The sequence below is a fragment of the Nocardia sp. NPDC055002 genome, from assembly GCF_053608825.1.
The window spans coordinates 12,066-31,047 of record NZ_JBSGWE010000017.1; the positions used below are offsets into that span (position 1 = coordinate 12,066).

19 protein-coding genes are annotated in these 18,982 nt (G+C 68.3%); 13 read left to right on the top strand and 6 right to left on the bottom strand.

Features of this window, described 5'->3' with window-relative positions; genetic code table 11:
• Positions 1-10 precede the first annotated feature (10 nt).
• The 5 genes from glgP (at position 11) to ACWF99_RS33535 (ending at position 6,263) form a co-directional block, all read left to right on the top strand.
• Positions 11-2,581: an alpha-glucan family phosphorylase gene (glgP, locus tag ACWF99_RS33515; protein WP_452538355.1), complete on the top strand. Its 2,571-nt coding sequence runs from the start codon at positions 11-13 to the stop codon at positions 2,579-2,581.
• 83 nt (positions 2,582-2,664) lie between these two features.
• The gene (locus tag ACWF99_RS33520) at positions 2,665-4,026 is read left to right on the top strand and encodes an NCS2 family permease (protein WP_378638875.1); all 1,362 of its coding nucleotides are present in this window, start codon (positions 2,665-2,667) and stop codon (positions 4,024-4,026) included.
• A gap of 68 nt (positions 4,027-4,094) precedes the next feature.
• Complete coding sequence (locus ACWF99_RS33525) at positions 4,095-4,508, top strand: hypothetical protein (RefSeq protein WP_378638878.1); 414 nt, start codon at positions 4,095-4,097, stop codon at positions 4,506-4,508.
• 182 nt (positions 4,509-4,690) lie between these two features.
• On the top strand, positions 4,691-5,236 hold the full coding sequence (locus tag ACWF99_RS33530) for a DoxX family protein (RefSeq protein ID WP_378638881.1): 546 nt from the start codon (positions 4,691-4,693) through the stop codon (positions 5,234-5,236).
• 217 nt (positions 5,237-5,453) lie between these two features.
• A complete protein-coding gene (locus ACWF99_RS33535) occupies positions 5,454-6,263 on the top strand; it encodes a hypothetical protein (RefSeq protein ID WP_452538356.1) in 810 nt (269 codons plus the stop codon).
• 1 nt (position 6,264) lies between these two features.
• On the opposite strand, the gene ACWF99_RS33540 is transcribed toward ACWF99_RS33535, so the two are convergent.
• The 6 genes from ACWF99_RS33540 to ACWF99_RS33565 form a co-directional block, all read right to left on the bottom strand.
• Positions 6,265-7,506 carry a glycosyltransferase 87 family protein gene (locus ACWF99_RS33540; protein WP_378638886.1) on the bottom strand — a complete coding sequence of 414 codons (1,242 nt, stop codon included), beginning with the start codon at positions 7,504-7,506 and terminating at the stop codon, positions 6,265-6,267.
• Between the two features lie 260 nt (positions 7,507-7,766).
• Entirely contained in the window at positions 7,767-8,471 is a 705-nt protein-coding gene (locus tag ACWF99_RS33545) for a hypothetical protein (protein ID WP_378638888.1), read from the bottom strand.
• Positions 8,472-8,566: 95 nt separating this feature from the next.
• Entirely contained in the window at positions 8,567-10,612 is a 2,046-nt protein-coding gene (locus tag ACWF99_RS33550; protein WP_378664252.1) for an ATP-dependent DNA helicase, read from the bottom strand.
• A gap of 119 nt (positions 10,613-10,731) precedes the next feature.
• A complete protein-coding gene (locus ACWF99_RS33555; protein ID WP_378638894.1) occupies positions 10,732-11,268 on the bottom strand; it encodes a DMP19 family protein in 537 nt (178 codons plus the stop codon).
• 11 nt (positions 11,269-11,279) lie between these two features.
• Positions 11,280-11,834, bottom strand: coding sequence for an isochorismatase family protein (locus ACWF99_RS33560; RefSeq protein ID WP_378638896.1), 555 nt, complete (start codon positions 11,832-11,834; stop codon positions 11,280-11,282).
• A 77-nt stretch (positions 11,835-11,911) separates the two neighbouring features.
• Complete coding sequence (locus ACWF99_RS33565; protein ID WP_452538357.1) at positions 11,912-13,225, bottom strand: nicotinate phosphoribosyltransferase; 1,314 nt, start codon at positions 13,223-13,225, stop codon at positions 11,912-11,914.
• Positions 13,226-13,286: 61 nt separating this feature from the next.
• On the opposite strand from ACWF99_RS33565, the gene clpS reads away from it, so the two are divergent.
• The 8 genes from clpS (at position 13,287) to ACWF99_RS33605 (ending at position 18,839) form a co-directional block, all read left to right on the top strand.
• The gene (clpS, locus tag ACWF99_RS33570; protein WP_101464172.1) at positions 13,287-13,634 is read left to right on the top strand and encodes an ATP-dependent Clp protease adapter ClpS; all 348 of its coding nucleotides are present in this window, start codon (positions 13,287-13,289) and stop codon (positions 13,632-13,634) included.
• A 22-nt stretch (positions 13,635-13,656) separates the two neighbouring features.
• Positions 13,657-14,226: an oxidative stress transcriptional regulator AosR gene (aosR, locus tag ACWF99_RS33575; RefSeq protein ID WP_378638901.1), complete on the top strand. Its 570-nt coding sequence runs from the start codon at positions 13,657-13,659 to the stop codon at positions 14,224-14,226.
• Positions 14,227-14,259: 33 nt separating this feature from the next.
• Positions 14,260-15,321, top strand: coding sequence for a P1 family peptidase (locus ACWF99_RS33580; protein WP_452538358.1), 1,062 nt, complete (start codon positions 14,260-14,262; stop codon positions 15,319-15,321).
• 205 nt (positions 15,322-15,526) lie between these two features.
• Positions 15,527-15,940, top strand: coding sequence for a Mov34/MPN/PAD-1 family protein (locus tag ACWF99_RS33585; RefSeq protein ID WP_452538359.1), 414 nt, complete (start codon positions 15,527-15,529; stop codon positions 15,938-15,940).
• A 37-nt stretch (positions 15,941-15,977) separates the two neighbouring features.
• The gene (locus ACWF99_RS33590; protein WP_101464168.1) at positions 15,978-16,253 is read left to right on the top strand and encodes a MoaD/ThiS family protein; all 276 of its coding nucleotides are present in this window, start codon (positions 15,978-15,980) and stop codon (positions 16,251-16,253) included.
• 4 nt (positions 16,254-16,257) lie between these two features.
• Complete coding sequence (locus ACWF99_RS33595; protein ID WP_378638908.1) at positions 16,258-17,220, top strand: PLP-dependent cysteine synthase family protein; 963 nt, start codon at positions 16,258-16,260, stop codon at positions 17,218-17,220.
• A 71-nt stretch (positions 17,221-17,291) separates the two neighbouring features.
• On the top strand, positions 17,292-18,005 hold the full coding sequence (locus tag ACWF99_RS33600) for a rhomboid family intramembrane serine protease (RefSeq protein ID WP_378638911.1): 714 nt from the start codon (positions 17,292-17,294) through the stop codon (positions 18,003-18,005).
• Positions 18,006-18,074: 69 nt separating this feature from the next.
• Positions 18,075-18,839, top strand: coding sequence for a cyclic nucleotide-degrading phosphodiesterase (locus tag ACWF99_RS33605; RefSeq protein ID WP_378638913.1), 765 nt, complete (start codon positions 18,075-18,077; stop codon positions 18,837-18,839).
• Positions 18,840-18,982 lie beyond the last annotated feature (143 nt).

The following is an 18,982-nucleotide window of genomic DNA, read 5'->3' on the forward strand; positions in this document are numbered from 1 at the left end:
TTCTTCCGGGGTGAAGGCACTTCGTCGGTTCACTGTCCGTGCCCATTTGCCGGAGCGGCTCGCCGCGCTGGGTGAGTTGTCGACCAACCTGCGGTGGTCGTGGCACGGCCCGACGCAGGATCTGTTCGCCGAGCTCGACCCCGAGTTGTGGCGAACCGTCGGTCAGGACCCGGTACGGATGCTGGGTGAGGTCCCTGCCGAGCGGCTCGACGAGCTCGCCGCCGACCCGGCCTACATCGCGCGCGTCGACGCGGCCGCCGCGGGTCTGGCGGACTACCTGACGCGGCCGCGCTGGTTCCAGGAGCAGACCGGCACCGACATCGCCGGGATCGCCTATTTCTCGATGGAGTTCGGTGTCACCGAGGTGCTGCCGAACTACTCCGGCGGCCTCGGCATCCTCGCCGGTGATCATCTCAAGGCCGCCTCGGATCTCGGGCTGCCGCTGATCGGCGTGGGGCTGCTGTACCGCTCCGGGTATTTCCGGCAATCGCTGTCGGCCGACGGCTGGCAGATGGAGCACTATCCGGCGCTCGATCCGCAGGGCCTGCCGCTGCGTCTGCTCACCAGTGACGGTTCGCCGGTGCTCATCCACGTCGGCATGTCCGAGGGGCGTGTCCTGCGGGCACGGGTGTGGATCGCGCAGGTGGGGCGGATTCCGTTGCTGCTGCTCGATTCCGATATCGCCGAGAACGACCCCGAACTGCGGGCCGTCACCGACCGGCTCTACGGCGGCGACCAGGACCACCGCATCAAGCAGGAGATCCTGGCGGGTATCGGCGGCGTGCGCGCCGTGCGCGCCTACACCCGGGCCAACGGCCTGCCCGATCCCGATGTCTTCCACATGAACGAGGGCCACGCGGGTTTCCTCGGTGTCGAGCGCATGCGTGAATTCATCGCGGGCGGAATGGATTTCGAGACCGCGCTGGCCGCGGTGCGGGCGGGAACCGTTTTCACCACGCACACCCCGGTGCCCGCGGGCATCGACCGTTTCCCGATGCCGTTGGTGCGCAGGTACTTCGGCGGCTCGCACGGCGAGTCCGAATCCGCGCTGCTGCCGGGGCTTTCCGTGGACCGGATCCTCGCGTTCGGGCGCGAGGGCGATCCCTCGGTGTTCAACATGGCGCATATGGGTCTGCGTATGGCCCAGCGCGCCAACGGGGTATCGAAACTGCACGGCGAGGTCAGCCGGGAGATGTTCGCGGCGCTGTGGCCCGGATTCGACGCGGCCGAGGTGCCGATCGGCTCGGTCACCAACGGCGTGCACGCCCCGACCTGGGCCGCGCGCGAATGGATCGACAAGGCACGCGAACTCGTCGGGCCAGAGCTGGTCGAGGAGGCGCGGGGCTGGGAGAAGCTCAGCGACGTCGACCTCGGTCAGCTGTGGTCGACGCGAAACACGTTGCGCGGCGTCCTGATCGACGAAGTGCGGCGCAGGCTGCGCGATTCCTGGCGACAGCGCGGCGCCGCCGACGCCGAACTCGGCTGGATCGACGACGTCTTCGATCCGAACGTGCTCACCATCGGTTTCGCCCGCCGCGTCCCCACCTACAAGCGGCTCACCCTCATGCTGCGCGACCCCGAACGTCTGCGCGCGCTGCTGCTCGACCCCGAACGTCCGGTGCAGCTGGTGGTGGCGGGCAAGAGCCACCCCGCCGACGACGGCGGCAAGGCGCTGATCCAGCAGGTGGTGCGGTTCGCCGACGATCCCGAGGTGCGTCATCGCATCGTCTTCCTGCCCGACTACGACATGTCGATGGCCCGCTACCTGTACTGGGGTTGCGATGTGTGGCTGAACAATCCGCTGCGCCCGCTCGAGGCGTGCGGCACCTCGGGCATGAAGTCCGCGCTCAACGGCGGCCTCAACCTGTCCATCCGCGACGGCTGGTGGGACGAGATGTTCGACGGCGAGAACGGCTGGGCCATCCCCACCGCCGACGGTGTCCGCGACGAATCCCGCCGCGACGATCTCGAGGCCTCGGCGCTCTACGAACTCGTCGAACGCACGGTGGCGCCGCGCTTCTACGACCGCGACGCGAGCGATGTGCCGGTCCGCTGGACCGAGATGGTGCGCCACACCCTGCAGACCACCAGCCCGAAAGTCCTGGCCTCGCGGATGGTGCGCGACTACGCCGAGCAGTACTACGGGCCCGCGGCCGCCGCGTTCGGCCGGGCCGCCGCCGACACATTCGCGGGCGCCGCGGAGGTCGCCGAGTACCGCAGGCGCGTCGACGCCGCGTGGCCGTCGGTGCGGATCGCGCAGGTCGACAGCTCGGGGCTGCCCGATACCCCGGTGATCGGCGCGGACCTGTCCCTGCACGCGCGCATCGACCTCGGCGGGCTCGCGCCGTCGGATGTGGTGGTGCAGGCGGTACTCGGCCGGGTCTCGCCGACCGACGACCTCTCCGATACGACCACGATCGAGATGCGCCACCTCGGCACCGACGAGGGCAGCGAGCTGTATTCGATTCAGGCTCCGGTCCCGCTGTCGGGTGCTGTCGGGTACACGGTCCGTGTGCTTCCCCACAATGCGCTGCTCGCGTCCGACGCGGAACTGGGCTTGGTGGCCGTCGCGGGCGCGTAACCGTACACGGTGACACGGGCGCCGGGTTATTCGATTCAGTGAACTTTCCGCTACCGTTCCTGGGTCGATCATTGAGGAGAGTCATGGCCAGCGACGTCCTAACCCGTGCCCGAGGGCGCATCGACGGATACTTCGGTATCTCGTCGAGTGGGTCCACCTTCAAGCGCGAGGCGATGGCGGGCACGGTCACGTTCCTGGCGATGTCGTATGTGCTGGCGGTGAACCCGTCGATCCTCGGTGACGAAGGCGCCCTCGGTGACAAGGGCATTCCGATGCAGGCGGTCTTCACGGCCACCGCCGTCGCCGCCGTCTTCGGCACGCTGGTCATGGGCATCTGGGCGAAGTACCCGATCGCGCTCGCACCGGGCATGGGACTCAACGCGTTCTTCGCCTACACCGTGGTGCTCAGCATGGGTATCCCGTGGCAGGTAGCGCTCTCGGGCACCTTGCTCTCGGGCATCATCTTCTTCATCTTGGCGGTCACGAAGGTCCGGGAACGGATTCTCAACGCGATCCCGCTGCAGATGAAGTTCGCGGTCGGCGCGGGTATCGGTTTGTTCGTGGCGTTCCTCGGTCTGAAGAACGCGGGCATCGTCGTCAACAGTGACGCGACGCTGGTGACTCTCGGCGATTTCACCGAGGGCACCACCCTGCTCGCCCTGTTCGGCCTGATCGTGACCGTGGTCTTCCTGGTGATCGGCTGGCACGGCGCGGTGCTCTACGGCATCGTGGCGACCACGATCCTGGGTATGGTCACCGGTCTGGTCGGCGTGCCGGACGGCATCGCCGAGATGCCGAAGGGCCTGGATCAGACCTTCGGGCAGGCGATCATCCACCTGCCCGACGCCTTCACCGGGCAGATGATCGTTGTGGTCCTCACCATGTTGTTCGTCGATTTCTTCGATGCCTCGGGCACCCTGATCGGCGTCGCCAACCAGGCCGGTCTGCTGAACAAGGACGGCACCCTGCCGCGCGCGGCGAGCGCGATGGCCGCGGACTCGGTCGGTACCACCGCGGGCGCGATCATCGGTACCTCCACCACCACCGCGTATGTCGAATCGACGGCGGGTGTGTCGGCGGGTGGCCGAACGGGTCTCACGGCGGTGACCACCGCGGGCTGGTTCCTGATCGCGATGTTCTGCTATCCGATCTTCTCGGTGGTCGCCGGATCGGCCGAGATCACCTCGGCCGCGCTGATCGTGGTCGGCATCCTGATGGCGCGTTCGCTCGGTGACATCGACTGGCAGAACCTCGAGTACTCGGTGCCCGCGTTCATCACCGTCATCATGATGCCGTTGACGTACTCGATCGCGAACGGTCTGGCGATGGGCATGATCTTCTACCCGATCGTGATGGTCGCCAAGGGTCGTATCAAGGATGTGCACCCGGCCATGTGGGCGCTGATGGTGCTGTTCCTCGCGTACTTCTTCTTCCTGGTCGAGTAGACGTTCCGGCCGTAGGTGTGTCTATACTCAGGCTAGCCTAGGCTTGCCTAACTAGAGGAGATCCACCCATGAAGCGTTCGCTCGTTGCCGCGTCGATGGCGTTTGCCACCATCTTCGCGCCGGTCACCGCCGCTGTTGTCGCCACCGCCCCCGCCGCGATCGCCGCTCCGGCCACGCCCTCGGTCGGCGAGCTGTACGGCAAGCTGCAGGCGGCCATGAACGGTTCGTCGGCCGAGCTCGAGTCGGGCAACGGCGGCAGCCTCGCGGTCGTGCGCGACACCGTCAACCGGATCCCCGGCTACAGCTGGGATGTCTCCGGCCCGGTCACCGTGGACGGCGACACCCTGTCGGCCACCCTGAACAGCCGCCTCGGCGACTACGCCTTCCCGATCCCGGTGACCTGGAAGAACATCGGCGGCATGTGGAAGCTGTCGCAGGAGTCCGAGGAGACGCTGGTCGGCTACGCCACCATGGCGTGGTGATCTGAGGAATTCCGAGCAGGGCCGTCCCGATGGGGCGGCCCTTTTCGATCGATAGTGACCGGCATCACAGAATTGCCCGGAACGGCGTGAAATAGTGGCCTCGGACCCAGGGTTGTGATCGAGGAAGGCAATCGGACCACGGTCCGGTTGCGGGGATGTTTCGAATCGCAGATGAGGACACGATGACCGACACCGCTACCCGCCTCACTCCTACCACCGCCGACGAAACCACCGCCGCGGGCATCGGCCTGCTGGTGCTGCGCGTCGGCTTCGGCGGACTGATGGCCGCCTACGGAACCCAGAAGCTGTTCGGCTGGTTCAACGGACCCGGCTGGCGTGCCAATGCCGACGGCTTCACCGCCATGGGCTACAACCCCGGCGAATTCTTCGGCACCCTGGCCGGGCTCGCCGAACTGGTCGGTGGGCTGCTGCTGGTGGTCGGGCTGGTCACGCCGCTGGCCGCCGCCATCGTGCTCGGAACGATGATCAACGCCATCAACGTGCTGTGGAGCGGCGGGCTCTTCCCGGCGGATCCGTCGGTACCGGGGTTCACGACGCCGCTGCTGTTCGCGCTGGCCGCCGCGGCGTTGGCGTTCACCGGGCCGGGGCGTTTCTCGCTCGATGCCGGGCGGCCGTGGCAGCGCCAGGGTGTGGTGTGGGGCGGTGGGGCCGTGGCGCTCGCCGTCGTGGCCGCGGTGGTGACGTTGATCTTCAAGGCTGTGCTCTGATCCGACGCAGCACACTGATCGTCGAGAGGCGGCGCGGTGACCGGGGTTCGGTTGCCGCGCCGCCTCTTTCGCGCCGCCTCGAGCCGATTCGTCATCGCCCGTACGTCCGTGGTTCCACGGAGCACGCGCGGGGAGTCGGTGGCAGCGATTAACCTCGTGGCGGCGCCTGTACACAGCGGCGCCACGCATTGTCCGCGGATGGAAGAGGAGAGCTGCGATGAAGGCTTACGACCTGGGTTTCGGAGACTCGGCGGACAAACTGGCCGAGACGCCCGAGGGTGATCCGCTGGTGCTCGACGCGCCGGTGCGCTCCGGCTGGATCGGTAGTGAGGGACCGGCCATCGATCCGGCGACATGGCCGCGCGGACCTGTCACCGGCCTGCCGATGATGCACGCGCTCACCCTGCGCCTGCCCACCGATTTCCAGCGTCGCGGACCCGGATTCCCCGCCATCGCGCTCTTCCAGGGCGAGGGGCAGTTCGCCGGAACCGACGCGGTCGAGGCCGACGCCTCGTCGGACGATCCCCTTGCCCGCGATCTCGTCGCCACCCGCCTGCATCCGAAGTTGCAGATCATGCACGACGAGATCGGCGGCGCTTTCGCGCTGATCTGGCTCACCGACAAGGAATTCGCCGACGGCCCCGTCGCCCCGCCCGCCGATGTTCGCAAGCCGGGTTCCCCGACCGCGAGCGATGAGGGCTGCAATGCCTGGGACGACGTGCACCCCACCGTCGGCGTCTGGCTCGCCGAGCGCACCGCCGACCCGAACGTGGGCGTTCCCCCGGTCGAATACGAGCCGAACACCAAGTACCAGGACCCGCTCACCGAGGATTCCGGCTGGACCACGTGGGCCGAGCCGCTCTTCGGCCGCTCCCACCTCGGCGGCACCGCCTTCCCCGTCCAGGCGCTGCCCGAGGGATTGACCCCGTACTACCTGGAGATCGAGGAGATCTCCGGGATGAACTTCGGCGGCGGCAACGCCCAGCTCGACTTGGAGTCGGGTGTTTTCGATTGGTCCTGCGGGTAGTTCAGTTCATCATCGCCGGGCGGTCGTCGTCGGGGTGTGGGGCGGCGACGGTCCGGGTTTCGGGTGAAAGCTGTTCGGGGACAGCGAGATCGATGGCGGGCTCGATGGGGGCCGGGGGAAGTTTGCGGGCGCGGACGCGCAGGGCGATGCCCGCGAGGGTGATCAGATAGATGATCACGTAGATGTTCATCAGGACCTGGGGCAGCGGCCACCACGGGGGGAGCAGGAAGGTGCCCACGCTCACCCAGGTGGGGGTATAGGTGTAGGTCCACGCGGCGATGGACAGGTAGAGCGCGGCCGCGGCGAGCCACCAGGGCGCGCGGGTCTGGGCGCGGTGGATCAGGTAGACCAGCAGCGGAACGAACCACACCCAGTGGTGACCCCACGAATACGGGGAGACAGCACAGGCGGTGAGGCCGCCGAGGGTGACCGAGAGCAGGGGTTCGCCGCGGCGGACAAGGACCGCGGCCAGCCACAGCGCGACCAGCGCGATCGGCACGGCGATCAACAGCCACAACCACACCGGCGCCGGGCCGTGGGTGAGGTGGGCGATGGCGCCGCGCAGGGACTGGTTGGCGGGGTGGACATCCGGGGCGATGCGACCGGAATGGAAGAACGTCGACGTCCAGTATTGATACGAGTCGCTCGGCAGGATCAGCGCGGTCAGACCGATCGACGCGAGGAAGGTGAGAGCGCCGGTCGCGGCCGCGCGCCACTGCCGTTGCGCCAGATACTGGGCGATGAAATACAGCGGAGTCAGCTTGATACCCGCGGCGATACCGACGCCGATGCCGCGCAACCGGCTGTTCTCGGCGCGGGAGAAATCCCACAGCACCACCAGCATCAGCACCAGATTGATCTGCCCGTAGTAGAGCGTGGTGCGCACCGGTTCGGCGAAGGTGCAGGCCAGGGTGAGCAGGGCGCTGACGGCGGCCAGACCGGGGGTGGCCCGGTAGCCGAGCATCCGGAAGCTCTGCAGCACAACCCCGAACAGCACCAGCAGGTTGAGCACCAGCCAGGTCGTGGTGACGTGCGCCCACGGCACCAGCAGTAGTGGCAGGAAGACCACGGCCGAGAACGGTGTGTAGGTGTAGAGCAGGCCATAGTGCGTCGGCTCGATGTAGAGCGCCCGTTCGTGCACGACCCGCCAGCCGCCGTCGCGGTAGATGTGCACGTCGAGACCGCCGACGAGAATCCCGCCGCTGTCCATCCACGGGTCCATGGTCGTGAACAGCAGTGTCACGCCTAAGACGGCGGTACCGAGTAGTAGCAGAAGCGTCAGGGTCGTGCGCGGGAGTGCCACGCCTCGAGATCTCTCCGCCACGGCCGTACTACCGGCCGGCCCACATCGTATGCACGACTAAGAACCTACCGCGCCGGGTCGACGGCGTTCGGCGGCGGACCGACTTCGGTAGGAAAACGACATGAAAGCGGGTACGGCTGGCGGCGAACCGTTCTCGGCGTGCACGTTGCGGCCCGCCGCGCCCGCTCCACACTCGCCCATCAGGCCGCCGGACGCAACGTCAGCATGGTGTCGGCGCCGTGGTGGAACTCATAGCCGGTCTTTTGCAGGGAAGTGGCGATGCCCTTGTCGTGGAGTTCGGTACGGAGGTGGTCGATGAGGTCGTCGAGTGGGGCGCCGGTGTAGTCGAGCAGCGGGTAGACGCGGGTTTCGACGGTGGCGACGCGCGCCAGTTCGAGCAGGGCGGCCAGGTGGAAGTCGGCGTCGAGGCGGTCGGCGTAGCTGAACAGCAGGTGCGAGCTCAGGGCCAGGTCGAACGCGTCGTCGGGACAGGGGAGGGAGGGGAGCGAGCCGGCCAGATAGCGGTGAGGTGCGGCGCGAACGTCGTCGGCGAAGCGGGCCGCGGCGCCGCGGCGGATCGCGGCGTGTTCTGTCGTGGAGCCGTACCAGTCCCAGCGGTAGCGGTCGGCGTGGGAGTGTGCCCAGGCCACGGCCCGTTCGGTTTCGGGGGTCGCGCGGGCGGCCAGTTCGGTCGGTGGGGTGGCGTAGATGGGATCGATCGCGGTGACTTCGGCACCCAGAGCGCTTGCCTCGGCCGCGAAACTTGCTGCGCCGCCGGGGCAATCGAGGACACGGCGCCCGGCCAGATCATCGTCGGAGAGATGGAACATCGCGCGGTACTCGGCCAAAGATCTTGCACTGACCAGAAATTCGCCGAGTACCTCGCCATCGGCGTGGTGCATCATCACCACACGTTCTCACGACTTGCGTTCGCACGCTCGCTGATTCACGAGTGTGGTCACCTCGATTGCAAGACTCGACCTGCGAGTGTCGGCTTCGCTCAGGCGGAGTCGGTGAGCCTGCGCAGCGCCTTGGCAACCACCTCGGGATCGCTGGTCTCCCAGTACGGCGGCAGCGAAGCGCGCAGGTAGCTGCCGTAGCGGGCGGTGGCGAGGCGGGAGTCGAGGATCGCGACCACGCCGCGGTCGTCCACGCTGCGCAGCAGCCTGCCGGTGCCCTGGGCCAGCAGCAACGCGGCGTGATTGGCGGCCACGGTCATGAAACCGTTGCCGCCGCGCGACTCCACGGCGCGCTGGCGTGCGGTGAGCAGCGGATCGTCGGGCCGGGGGAACGGAATGCGGTCCAGGATAACGAGACTCAGCGACGGGCCGGGCACGTCGACACCCTGCCAGAGGGTGAGGGTGCCGAACAGCGAGGTGGCCGGGTCGTCGGCGAATTTGCGCACCAGCGCGCCCATCGAATCGTCACCCTGGCACAGCACCGGAGTGTCGAGCCGCTCGCGCAGCGCCTCGGTGGCGGCCTTGGCGGCGCGCATCGAGGAGAACAGGCCGAGCGTACGGCCACCGGCGGCGGTGATGAGCTGTTCGATCTCGTCGAGATAGGCGGGCGAGAGGCCGTCGCGGCCAGGGGCGGGCAGGTGTTTGGCCACGTAGAGGATGCCGGACTTGGCGTGGTCGAACGGTGAACCCACGTCGAGGGCGTTCCAGCGCACCGATTCCAGGTCGGCGGGTGCGGTGGCGCCGTTGGCCATGGCCGGATCGACCTTGCCGCCCGACTGCGACGGCAGGCCCCAGGTGATCGCGAGCCCGTCGAACGAGCCGCCGATCTGCAGGGTGGCCGAGGTGAGCACGACGGTCGCGGTGCCGAACAGCCTGCTGCGCAGCAGGCCGCCGACCGAGAGCGGCGCCATCCGCAAGGTGCGGCGGGCGACGCCGCGCATCTCGTCGGCCGACAACCAGATGACATCGCGACGGGCGGCCGGGTCGGCTTCCTCGAACGCGGTGAGCGCGCGGACCGCGGCGTCGTGCACGTCGTCGATGGCGGCCACGGCCATGGTGCGGGCGGCGGCGTTGTCGGGGTCGTCCTGGGTTTTGACGGTGCCCTGCGGTGCGATGGCGGTGCGCGCGTTCCAGGCGGAATCGCGAACCAGGGCGAGCACCGGGGCGATGCCGTCGGGCATCTGGTCCCAGCGGCCGGGCGGCAGATCCTCCAGTGCCTGGTGGAAGGCCTCCGCGGCGCCCTCCAGGCGGTCGACCTCGCGTTCGTCGATCAGTTTGGTGCAGCGGCGGGCGGCCGCGCTGATCGCGGTCGCGGCCAATTCGGCGGTGGCGACGCCGGTGACACGGTCGACCAGTTCGTGCGCCTCGTCGATCACCACCACATCGTGTTCGGGCAGGATCTGGATGCCGCTGATGGCATCGATGGCCAGCAGTGCGTGGTTGGTCACCACCACGTCGGCCTGGGCCGATTCCGCACGGGCCTTCTCGGCGAAACAGTCCTGGCCGAACTGGCAGCGCGACTTGCCGAGGCATTCGCGCGAGCCCACGCTCACCTGGCGCCACGCGCGGTCGGTGACGCCGGGGGCGAGTTCGTCACGGTCGCCGGTCTCGGTGTCGGAGGCCCATTCGTTGAGGCGCTGGACTTCGCGGCCGAGGCGGGAGATGGCGAAGGCGTCGAACAGCTCGGCCTCGCCGCCGGTGTCTTCCGGGATGACGCTGTTGATCTTGTTCAGGCAGAGATAGTTGTTGCGGCCCTTGAGGATCGCGAATTTGGGTGCGCGGCCGAGCGGCTTGGTGAGTGCCTCGGCCAGGCGCGGCAGATCGCGGTCGACGAGCTGGCGTTGCAGCGCGATCGTGGCGGTGGAGACCACCACCGTGCGACCGGTACGGACCGCGTGCCGCAGGCTCGGGATGAGATAGGCCAGCGACTTGCCGGTGCCGGTGCCCGCCTGGACGGCCAGATGCTCCTTGGTGTCGATCGCGTGATCGACGGCGGTGGCCATGGTGGTCTGCCCGGTGCGTTCCTTGCCGCCGAGGGCATGCACGGCGGTGACGAGCAGGTCGGCGACGGGAGGAAGTTCGGGCACGGTCGCAGCTTATCCGTCGGGTCGGACAGGTTCGGTCGGGCTGCTTTGTCGGGGGCTGGGAGTGCGGTCATGCGGAGTCGGAGTGCGCAGTGTGGCTGGGAACGGGTGAGGGGTGTGGGTCAGGACTCGCGGACGAAGTCGTCGATGTGATCGCGGACGTAGTCGAGGACTCGCTGTTCGAAGTCCTGGGGCTCGTTGATGTCGTAGATCTCGTCGGGGTCTTCGGCGCGGTCGCCGGTGGGGCGGCGGATCTGGTCGGGGGTCGCGAGGGTTCGGTGCTCGTCTTCCCAGAAGCGGTCGAGGTCGTCGTTCGGGGAGCTGAGGGAGGCGTCGCGGGCGGCGATGATGGCCGCGGCGGCCAGTTGCGGCATGCCTGCCGCACGCAAACCTCTGGTGGCCCAAGGGAGTTCGCTGCGCCGGGTTTTCAAGTAGCTCGAGAATCCCGCGTCGAGAACGCTCGTGTGCAGGCTCGACAGGGCCAGCAGGTGGGAGAAGGCCGGGGGCAGTTTGCCGAACGCGCCGATGCCGAGGCGCTGGAGGTCGTCGGTGGCCGGGTTCGACCAGAAGACGGTGTCGGCGGCGTCGTGGATGCTGTCGGTCTCGGCGAGTGCCTTCGTCAGGGCGGGTCGGGTGTGCGCCGGGAATCGATAGTCCATGGGAGAAGTATTCAGGGACGCAGCCCGACGCCCGCATCGCGGAGGGTGGTCAGGGCGATCTCGGTGGTTTCCGGGGCGACGCCCGCGGTGAGGCCGAGCAGGACGGTGGTGTCGAATCCGGCCTCGGCGGCGTCCAGCGCGGTGGCCCGAACACAGTGGTCGGTGGCGATGCCGACCACGTCCACGGCGTCGATGTCGCGGGCGCGGAGCCAGTTCGTGAGGGAGGTGCCGTCCGCCGCCGCGCCTTCGAATCCGGAGTAGGCGGCGGTGTACTCGCCTTTGGAGAAGGTTTCCTGGATGGGCGAGACGTCGAGTGCGGGGTGGAAATCGGCGCCGGGGGTGCCCACTCGGCAGTGGGGCGGCCACGAGTCGACGTAGTCGGGTTCGGTGGAGAAGTGGGGACCGGGGTCGATATGCCAGTCCCGGGTGGCCACCACCGCGTCGTAGTGCTCGGTGGCGAGGAAATCGGTGATCGCCGCCGCTACCGCCGCGCCGCCCGCCACCGCGAGGGAGCCACCCTCGCAGAAGTCGTTCTGCACATCCACGATTATCAGGCCACGTGCCATGTCGTCCTCCGCCTCGTTCGAGCAGCACCATTCTCCGCCGTGGAACGCCGAGCGGCCACCCGGTCTCGCCGAGGCATTCAGCCGAGGAACGTCGTCGGCACGGCGGGCTCGCCCGCGGACAGTTTCAGCCCTTCCCACGGCAGGCTCACCAAACCGCGCGCGACCAATGCGCGACTCTGCGCCAGCGTCGCGACATCGTCGACCACCTTGCCGTCGCGTACCAGCGGCACCTGAAGCTCGCGTACCTGAAAACCGTTGGTAGCCGGTGCTTCTCCGCCTTCGGGGTACACGATCTCCTCGACGATCGTGCCGGTGGCGCGGGCCAGCCGCACCGCCTTCTTGGTCCCCCCGCGCGACTGCTTGTGGCTCGACCGTTTGGCCACCGGAATGCCGTCGACCTCGACGAGCTTGTAGACCATGCCCGCGGTCGGGGCGCCGGAACCGGTGACCACCGACGTGCCGACGCCGTACACGTCGACCGGTTCGGCACGCAGCGCGGCGATCGCGTACTCGTCCAGGTCGCCGGAGACCACGATGCGTGTGCCGGTGGCGCCGAGCTCGTCGAGCTGGTCGCGGACCTGTCTGGCGAGGACGCCGAGGTCGCCGGAGTCGATGCGTACGCCGCCCAGTTCGGGCCCGGCCACCTCGATGGCGGTCGCGACGCCCCGGGTGATGTCGAAGGTGTCGACCAGCAGCGTGGTGCCGATGCCGAGCGTGTCGATCTGGCTGCGGAACGCCGCGGCTTCGTGTTCGCCGTCGGCGCCGCTGTGCAGCAGGGTGAAGGCGTGGGCGCTGGTGCCCGCGCCGGGCACGCCGAAGCTGCGCACGGCCTCGAGATTGGAGGTCGCGTCGAATCCGGCCAGGTAGGCGGCGCGCGAACTCGACGGCGCGGCGAGCTCGTGGGTGCGCCGCGATCCCATCTCGATCATCCGCCGGCCCGCGGCCGCGCTCACCATCCTGGCGGCCGACGAGGCGATGGCGCTGTCGTGATTGAAGATCGACAGCGCGAGGGTCTCGAGCAGCACGCATTCGGCGAAACTGCCGCGCACGGTCAGGATCGGCGAACCGGGGAAGTACAGCTCGCCTTCGGCATAGCCGTCGATATCGCCGGTGAAGCGATACTCGCGCAACCAGTCGACGGTGGTGGGGTCGAGGAACTTCGCGACCACGGCCAGCTCGTCGGGGCCGAAGCGGAAGTGGGTCAGCGCGTCGAGCAGACGGCCGGTGCCCGCGACGACGCCGTAGCGGCGCCCGTTCGGCAACCGCCGGGCGAACACCTCGAAGGTGCACTGTCGCTGAGCCGAACCGTCGGCCAGCGCCGCGGCCAGCATGGTCAGCTCGTACTGGTCGGTCAGCAGCGCGGTGCTGGCGAACTCGTCACGGATCTGCACACCAGAAACTCTAGTCACCGCGGGTGTTGTTTCCTGCGGGCCTCGTCGTACCCTGGTTTTTATGGCCGTGTGCAATAACGTTCGGGCCGGCGCCGTCACCGACGCTGTGAACGCCGCACTGTCGGCACCGCAGGCGACACCGGAGACCACCGAATACACCGAGATCCTGGAGGCCGAGGACCGGCCCTGGGTCACCGTGGTCTGGGACGATCCGGTGAACCTCATGCACTACGTCACCTACATCTTCCAGAAGCTGTTCGGCTACAGCAAAGCCAAGGCGACCGAGTTGATGATGCAGGTGCACAACGAGGGCAAGGCGGTGGTGTCCTCCGGATCGCGCGACAAGATGGAGCAGGACGTGCGCAGGCTGCACGCCGCGGGGCTCTGGGCAACCATGCAGCGCGACTGACGACCTGAGTAACCTGGGCCCTGTGCGTAAGTGGAGCAGGAAGAACTCACTGAGTGGCCTCAAGCTTCGATCCGAAATGGACGAGCACGAGGCCACCGTCCTTCGCTCTCTGATCGGCGCGGTGTCCGGACTGCTCAGTGACCGCGCCGCCGACGCCCCCGAAGACGAACTCGCCGCGCTCACGGGCTTGCGCACGGGCAACTCCACCCCGCCCGACGATCCGCAACTGCTGCGTCTGCTGCCCGATTTCCACCGCGCCGAGCCCGGTTCTCCCGATGCCAAGCGCGCCGATCTCAACAGCGCGCTGCGCAGCCTGCACGAGCCGGAGATCATCGACGCGAAACTGGCCGCCGGGCAGACCGTCCTCGACAGCTGCCCGGAAGTGGGCGGCAAGATCGCGCTCACGCCCGAGCAGGCCGACGCGTGGCTGGCCGCGCTCACCGATGTCCGGCTCGCGCTGGGCACCCTGCTCGACATCGACGACGACACGCCCGACCATTTCGATCCGGAAGACCCGCGCGCCCCGCATCTGGACGTCTACCACTGGCTCACCTGGATGCAGGATTCACTACTGCAAGCGCTCGCGCCGTGAGCGCGACGACCGGAATCGCCGACGAAGGACGAGATGATGCGCAGCGGCCCCGGAGTACGCAACTCGATCACTGATGTCGCCGGGGTGCTGGTCGGGCATCACCAGGCACTCGACGCCGAAGTCACCCTCGGTACCGGCGCTGCGACGGGCTGCACGGTGGTGCGGGTCCCCGGCGGTGCGACGGCCTCGGTCGACGTACGCGGCGGCGGACCCGGCACCAGGGAAACCGACCTGCTCGACCCGGCCAACACCGTCCGCCAGCTCAATGCCGTGCTCCTCACCGGAGGTAGCGCGTACGGCCTCGCCGCCGCGGACGGGGTGATGCGCTGGTCGGAGGAACACCGCGAGGGCATTCCGATGGACCCGGCCGACCCGAGTCGCGTGGTCCCGATCGTGCCCGGCGCGGTGATCTTCGACCTGCCGGTCGGGGATTGGGGTATTCGGCCCGACCCCGACTTCGGCTATCGCGCGACCGCGGCGGCGGCGACCGAGTTCGCCAGGGGCACCGCGGGCGCCGGTGTCGGTGCGCGGGCGGGCGCGATCAAGGGCGGAATCGGTTCGGCGAGTGTGGTTCTCGCGGACGGCCCCGGGGCTGGGGTGACCGTCGGCGCGGTGATCGTGGCCAATCCCGTCGGGTCGGTCGTCGATCCGCGCACCGGGTTGCCGTGGGGCGTCGGCACCGACGGACCCGACTTCTTCGGGCTGCGGCACGCGACACCGGACGAGATCGCCGCACTTGCCGCGCTACCTGCCAAGAGCATGGTGCTCAACACCACGATCGGCGTGATCGCCACCGATGCCGCCCTCGACCCGGCAGGTTGTCGACGGCTGGCCGCGACCGGACACGACGGACTCGCCCGGGCGATCCGGCCCGTGCATTCCCCGCTCGACGGCGACACCCTGTTCGCGCTGTCCACCGGCGCCATCGAGGTCGCCCCGCTCGCGCTGCCGCCGGCGTTCCCCACGGACCTGCTGCTGCTCGACCAGTTGTGTACGGCCGCGGCGGTGGTCGTCGAGCGCGCCGTCGTCGACGCGGTGCTCGCCGCGACCTCGATCGCCGGGATTCCCGCCTACTACGATCTGTTTCCGCGCTGATCGGCGGCCTCGCCCACTGCCGGCGGTGCGGCTGCCTCGTGGCCCCGAACCGCCTGCTGACCAGCCCTTCGGCGACTTGCCGCGACGGCTGTGACGACCCGGCCGGGACCGGAGTGCATACCCCGCGGAATACCCGAATAGGGTGAGTCGTTGTCGGGGAAGGTGCTCGACAGCGCGCACGCAGATTGTGGAAAGGGTCGATGAAGTGCTGGTGATCAGGGCCGATCTCGTTGACGCGATGGTGGCGCACGCTCGCGCCGACCACCCCGACGAGGCCTGCGGCATCATCGTCGGCCCCGAGGGCAGCGACCGGCCGGAACGCTTCGTCGCGATGGTCAACGCCGAACGCTCGCCCACCTTCTACCGGTTCGATTCCGGTGAGCAGCTGCGCGTGTGGCGCGCGATGGACGACGCCGACGAAGTGCCGGTCGTGATCTACCACTCGCACACCGCCACCGAGGCCTACCCGAGCCGCACCGACATCTCCTACGCCGCCGAACCGGACGCGCACTATGTGCTGGTCTCCACGCGCGACCCGCAGGAGCACGAACTGCGCAGCTACCGCATCGTCGACGGCGAGGTCACCGAAGAACCGGTGCGCATCGTCGATTCCTACTGAACCGTCCGAGAACAGTCACCACCCCCGAGGAGTCCCCATGCCGGTAACCGTGTCCATTCCGACCATCATGCGTGGTATCACCGGAGGTGAGAAGCGGGTGCAGGGCGAGGGCTCGACGCTGTCCGCGCTCATCGCCGATCTCGACGCGAACCACCCCGGGCTGGCCGAGAAGCTGCTGTCGGACGGCAAGCTGAACCGCTACGTCAACATCTACGTCGACGACGAGGACGTGCGCTTCTCCGGTGGGCTGGAAGCCGAGGTGCCCGCGGGCGCGTCGGTCACCATCCTGCCCGCCGTGGCCGGCGGCGCCTGACCCCGTGGCCCGCTACGAATCGCTGATCGCGACGCTCGGCAATACGCCGCTCGTCGGATTGCAGACACTGTCGCCCCAATGGGACGGCGACGATCATGTGCGGCTGTGGGCCAAGCTCGAGGACCGCAATCCCACGGGGTCGATCAAGGACCGGCCCGCGCTGCGGATGATCGAACAGGCCGAGGCCGACGGGCTGCTCACCCCCGGCTGCACGATTCTGGAGCCGACCAGCGGCAATACCGGGATCTCGCTGGCCATGGCGGCCAAGCTCAAGGGTTACCGGATCGTGTGCGTGATGCCGGAGAACACCTCGGTGGAGCGTCGGCAGCTGCTCACGATGTTCGGCGCCGAGATCATCGACTCGCCCGCGGCGGGTGGATCCAATCAAGCGGTGGCGATGGCCAAGCAGATCGCAGCGGAGAATCCGGACTGGGTGATGCTGTACCAGTACGGCAACCCGGCCAACGCGCTCGCGCACTACGAGAACACCGGGCCGGAACTGCTGGCCGACCTGCCGGAGATCACCCATTTCGTCGCGGGGCTCGGCACGACCGGAACGCTGATGGGCACCGGCCGGTTCCTGCGTGAGAATGTGCCCGATATCGAGATCGTGGCCGCTGAACCCCGCTACGGCGAACTGGTCTACGGCCTGCGCAATATCGACGAGGGATTCATCCCCGAGCTCTACGACGAGAAGGTGCTCACCACCCGGTTCTCGGTGGGCCCGTACGACGCCGTGAAACGGACTCGCGAACTGGTCGGCGAGGAGGGAATCTTCGCCGGAATCTCCACCGGGGCGATCCTGCACGCCGCGCTCGGCATCGCCAAGAAGGCGCAGAAGGCCGGGAAACGGGCCGATATCGCGTTCGTGGTCGCCGACGGCGGCTGGAAGTATCTGTCTACCGGGGCATACGACGGCACGCTGGACGAAGCCGAGGAGAAGCTGGACGGGCAACTCTGGGCCTGACGCGATGTGACCCGGCTTCGGTACGCTCTGGTCAACGGGCTGTTCGACGGTCCCTTGCCGGAGTGGAGGCGATGTCGGTGAGCGGTGGGGTGGGTGCCTCGTTCGATCCTGATCGGATCTCGGGGCTGCGCGGTAACGCGAGTTCGGGCATCGGCGCGTCGCGAGGCGGTTCGTGGATTCGGGCCGCGGTGGTGATTCTGGGCTTCGTGGGGTCGCTGTACGTGATCGAGGGCGTCGACATGGTGCTCTCCTACGATTCGCCACCCGGATCGGTCGGCGAACTCGACTCGGCGGGAATCGAGCCGCGCGAGGTATCCGGGCTCGACGGGATCCTGTGGGCGCCGCTGTTGCACGGCGGGTGGGACCACCTGTTCGCCAACACGCTGCCGTTGCTCGTGCTCGGTTTCCTCGTGCTGCTCTCCGGGATCGGGCGGGGGATCGCGGCCACGGCGATCATCTGGGTGATCGCGGGTGTCGGTACCTGGCTCACGGGGTCGGCGGGAAGTGTGCACGTGGGAGCGTCGTCGATCGTGTTCGGCTGGCTGACGTACCTGATCTGCCGCGGGTGGTTCGCGCGCAATGTGGGCCAGATCGTGGTGGGACTGGTGATCCTCGTGTTCTACGGCTCGATGCTGTGGGGCGTGCTGCCGAGCGACCCTCGAATTTCTTGGCAGGGACATCTTTTCGGGGCGGTGGGTGGAGTGCTCGCGGGCTGGGTACTCTCGTCAGATGAACGTCGACGCCGCCGTGGAGCATCGGTCGGCCGCGCACTACCAACGCGGTAACCGGGGATCCGGTCTGGAAATTGGGGGGATCCTGCATTGAGCACCAGCACGTCGTGGCAGCATGGGGGTATGCGCCTTACCGTCCTCGGGTGCTCGGGCAGCGTGTCCGGCCCGGACTCCCCAGCGTCGGGCTACCTGCTGACGGGCCCTGATATGCGGCCGACAGTCATCGACTTCGGTCCCGGTATTTTCGGCGCCCTGCAGAAGCATATGAACCCGGCCGATGTCGACATCTTCCTCACCCACCTGCACGCGGATCACTGCTTGGATCTGCCCGCACTGCTGGTGTGGCGTCGGTACCACCCGAATCCGCCGACCGGGAAGGCGCTGGTGCGCGGGCCGTCCGATTCCGCGCTGCGGATCGGCAACGCGTCCGCGGAGATCGGCGGCGAGACCGACGACTGGTCCGATGTGATCGACTCGCAGGCGTGGGTCGAGAACACCCCGATTCCGTTCGGGCCCGGTCACACGGTGGAAGCTCGGCGGATGTTCCACCCGCCGGAGTCCTATGGGCTGCGGATCACCGCGGCCGACGGCCGGGTTTTCGTCTACACCGGCGATACGGCGATGTGCGATGCGGTGGTCGACTTGGCGCAGGGTGCGGATGTGCTGATGGCCGAGGCGTCGTGGACCCACGATCCGGCGAATCGTCCTCCGGGGATTCACCTTTCGGGGACCGAGGCGGGCGAGATCGCTACTCGTGCGGGGGCCAAGGAATTGTTGCTCACCCACATTCCGCCGTGGACTTCGCGTGAGGATGTGATCGCGGAGGCCAAGGCGGCGTTCTCGGGGCCGGTGCACGCGGTATCGCCGGGGGAGTCGTTCGACGTTTAGGTCGGGATCGGGTGTTCGGTAGTCCCGGGACGGTTTGAGGCTGTGTTTGTTGGCGCGCTGGCGCGCGCGTGTCCGCGGCCCTGAGGGGCCGCCGGTCAGGCGCCGCGGAATCGCTCCTTCGTCGCATCTCCGCGGCGCCTGAC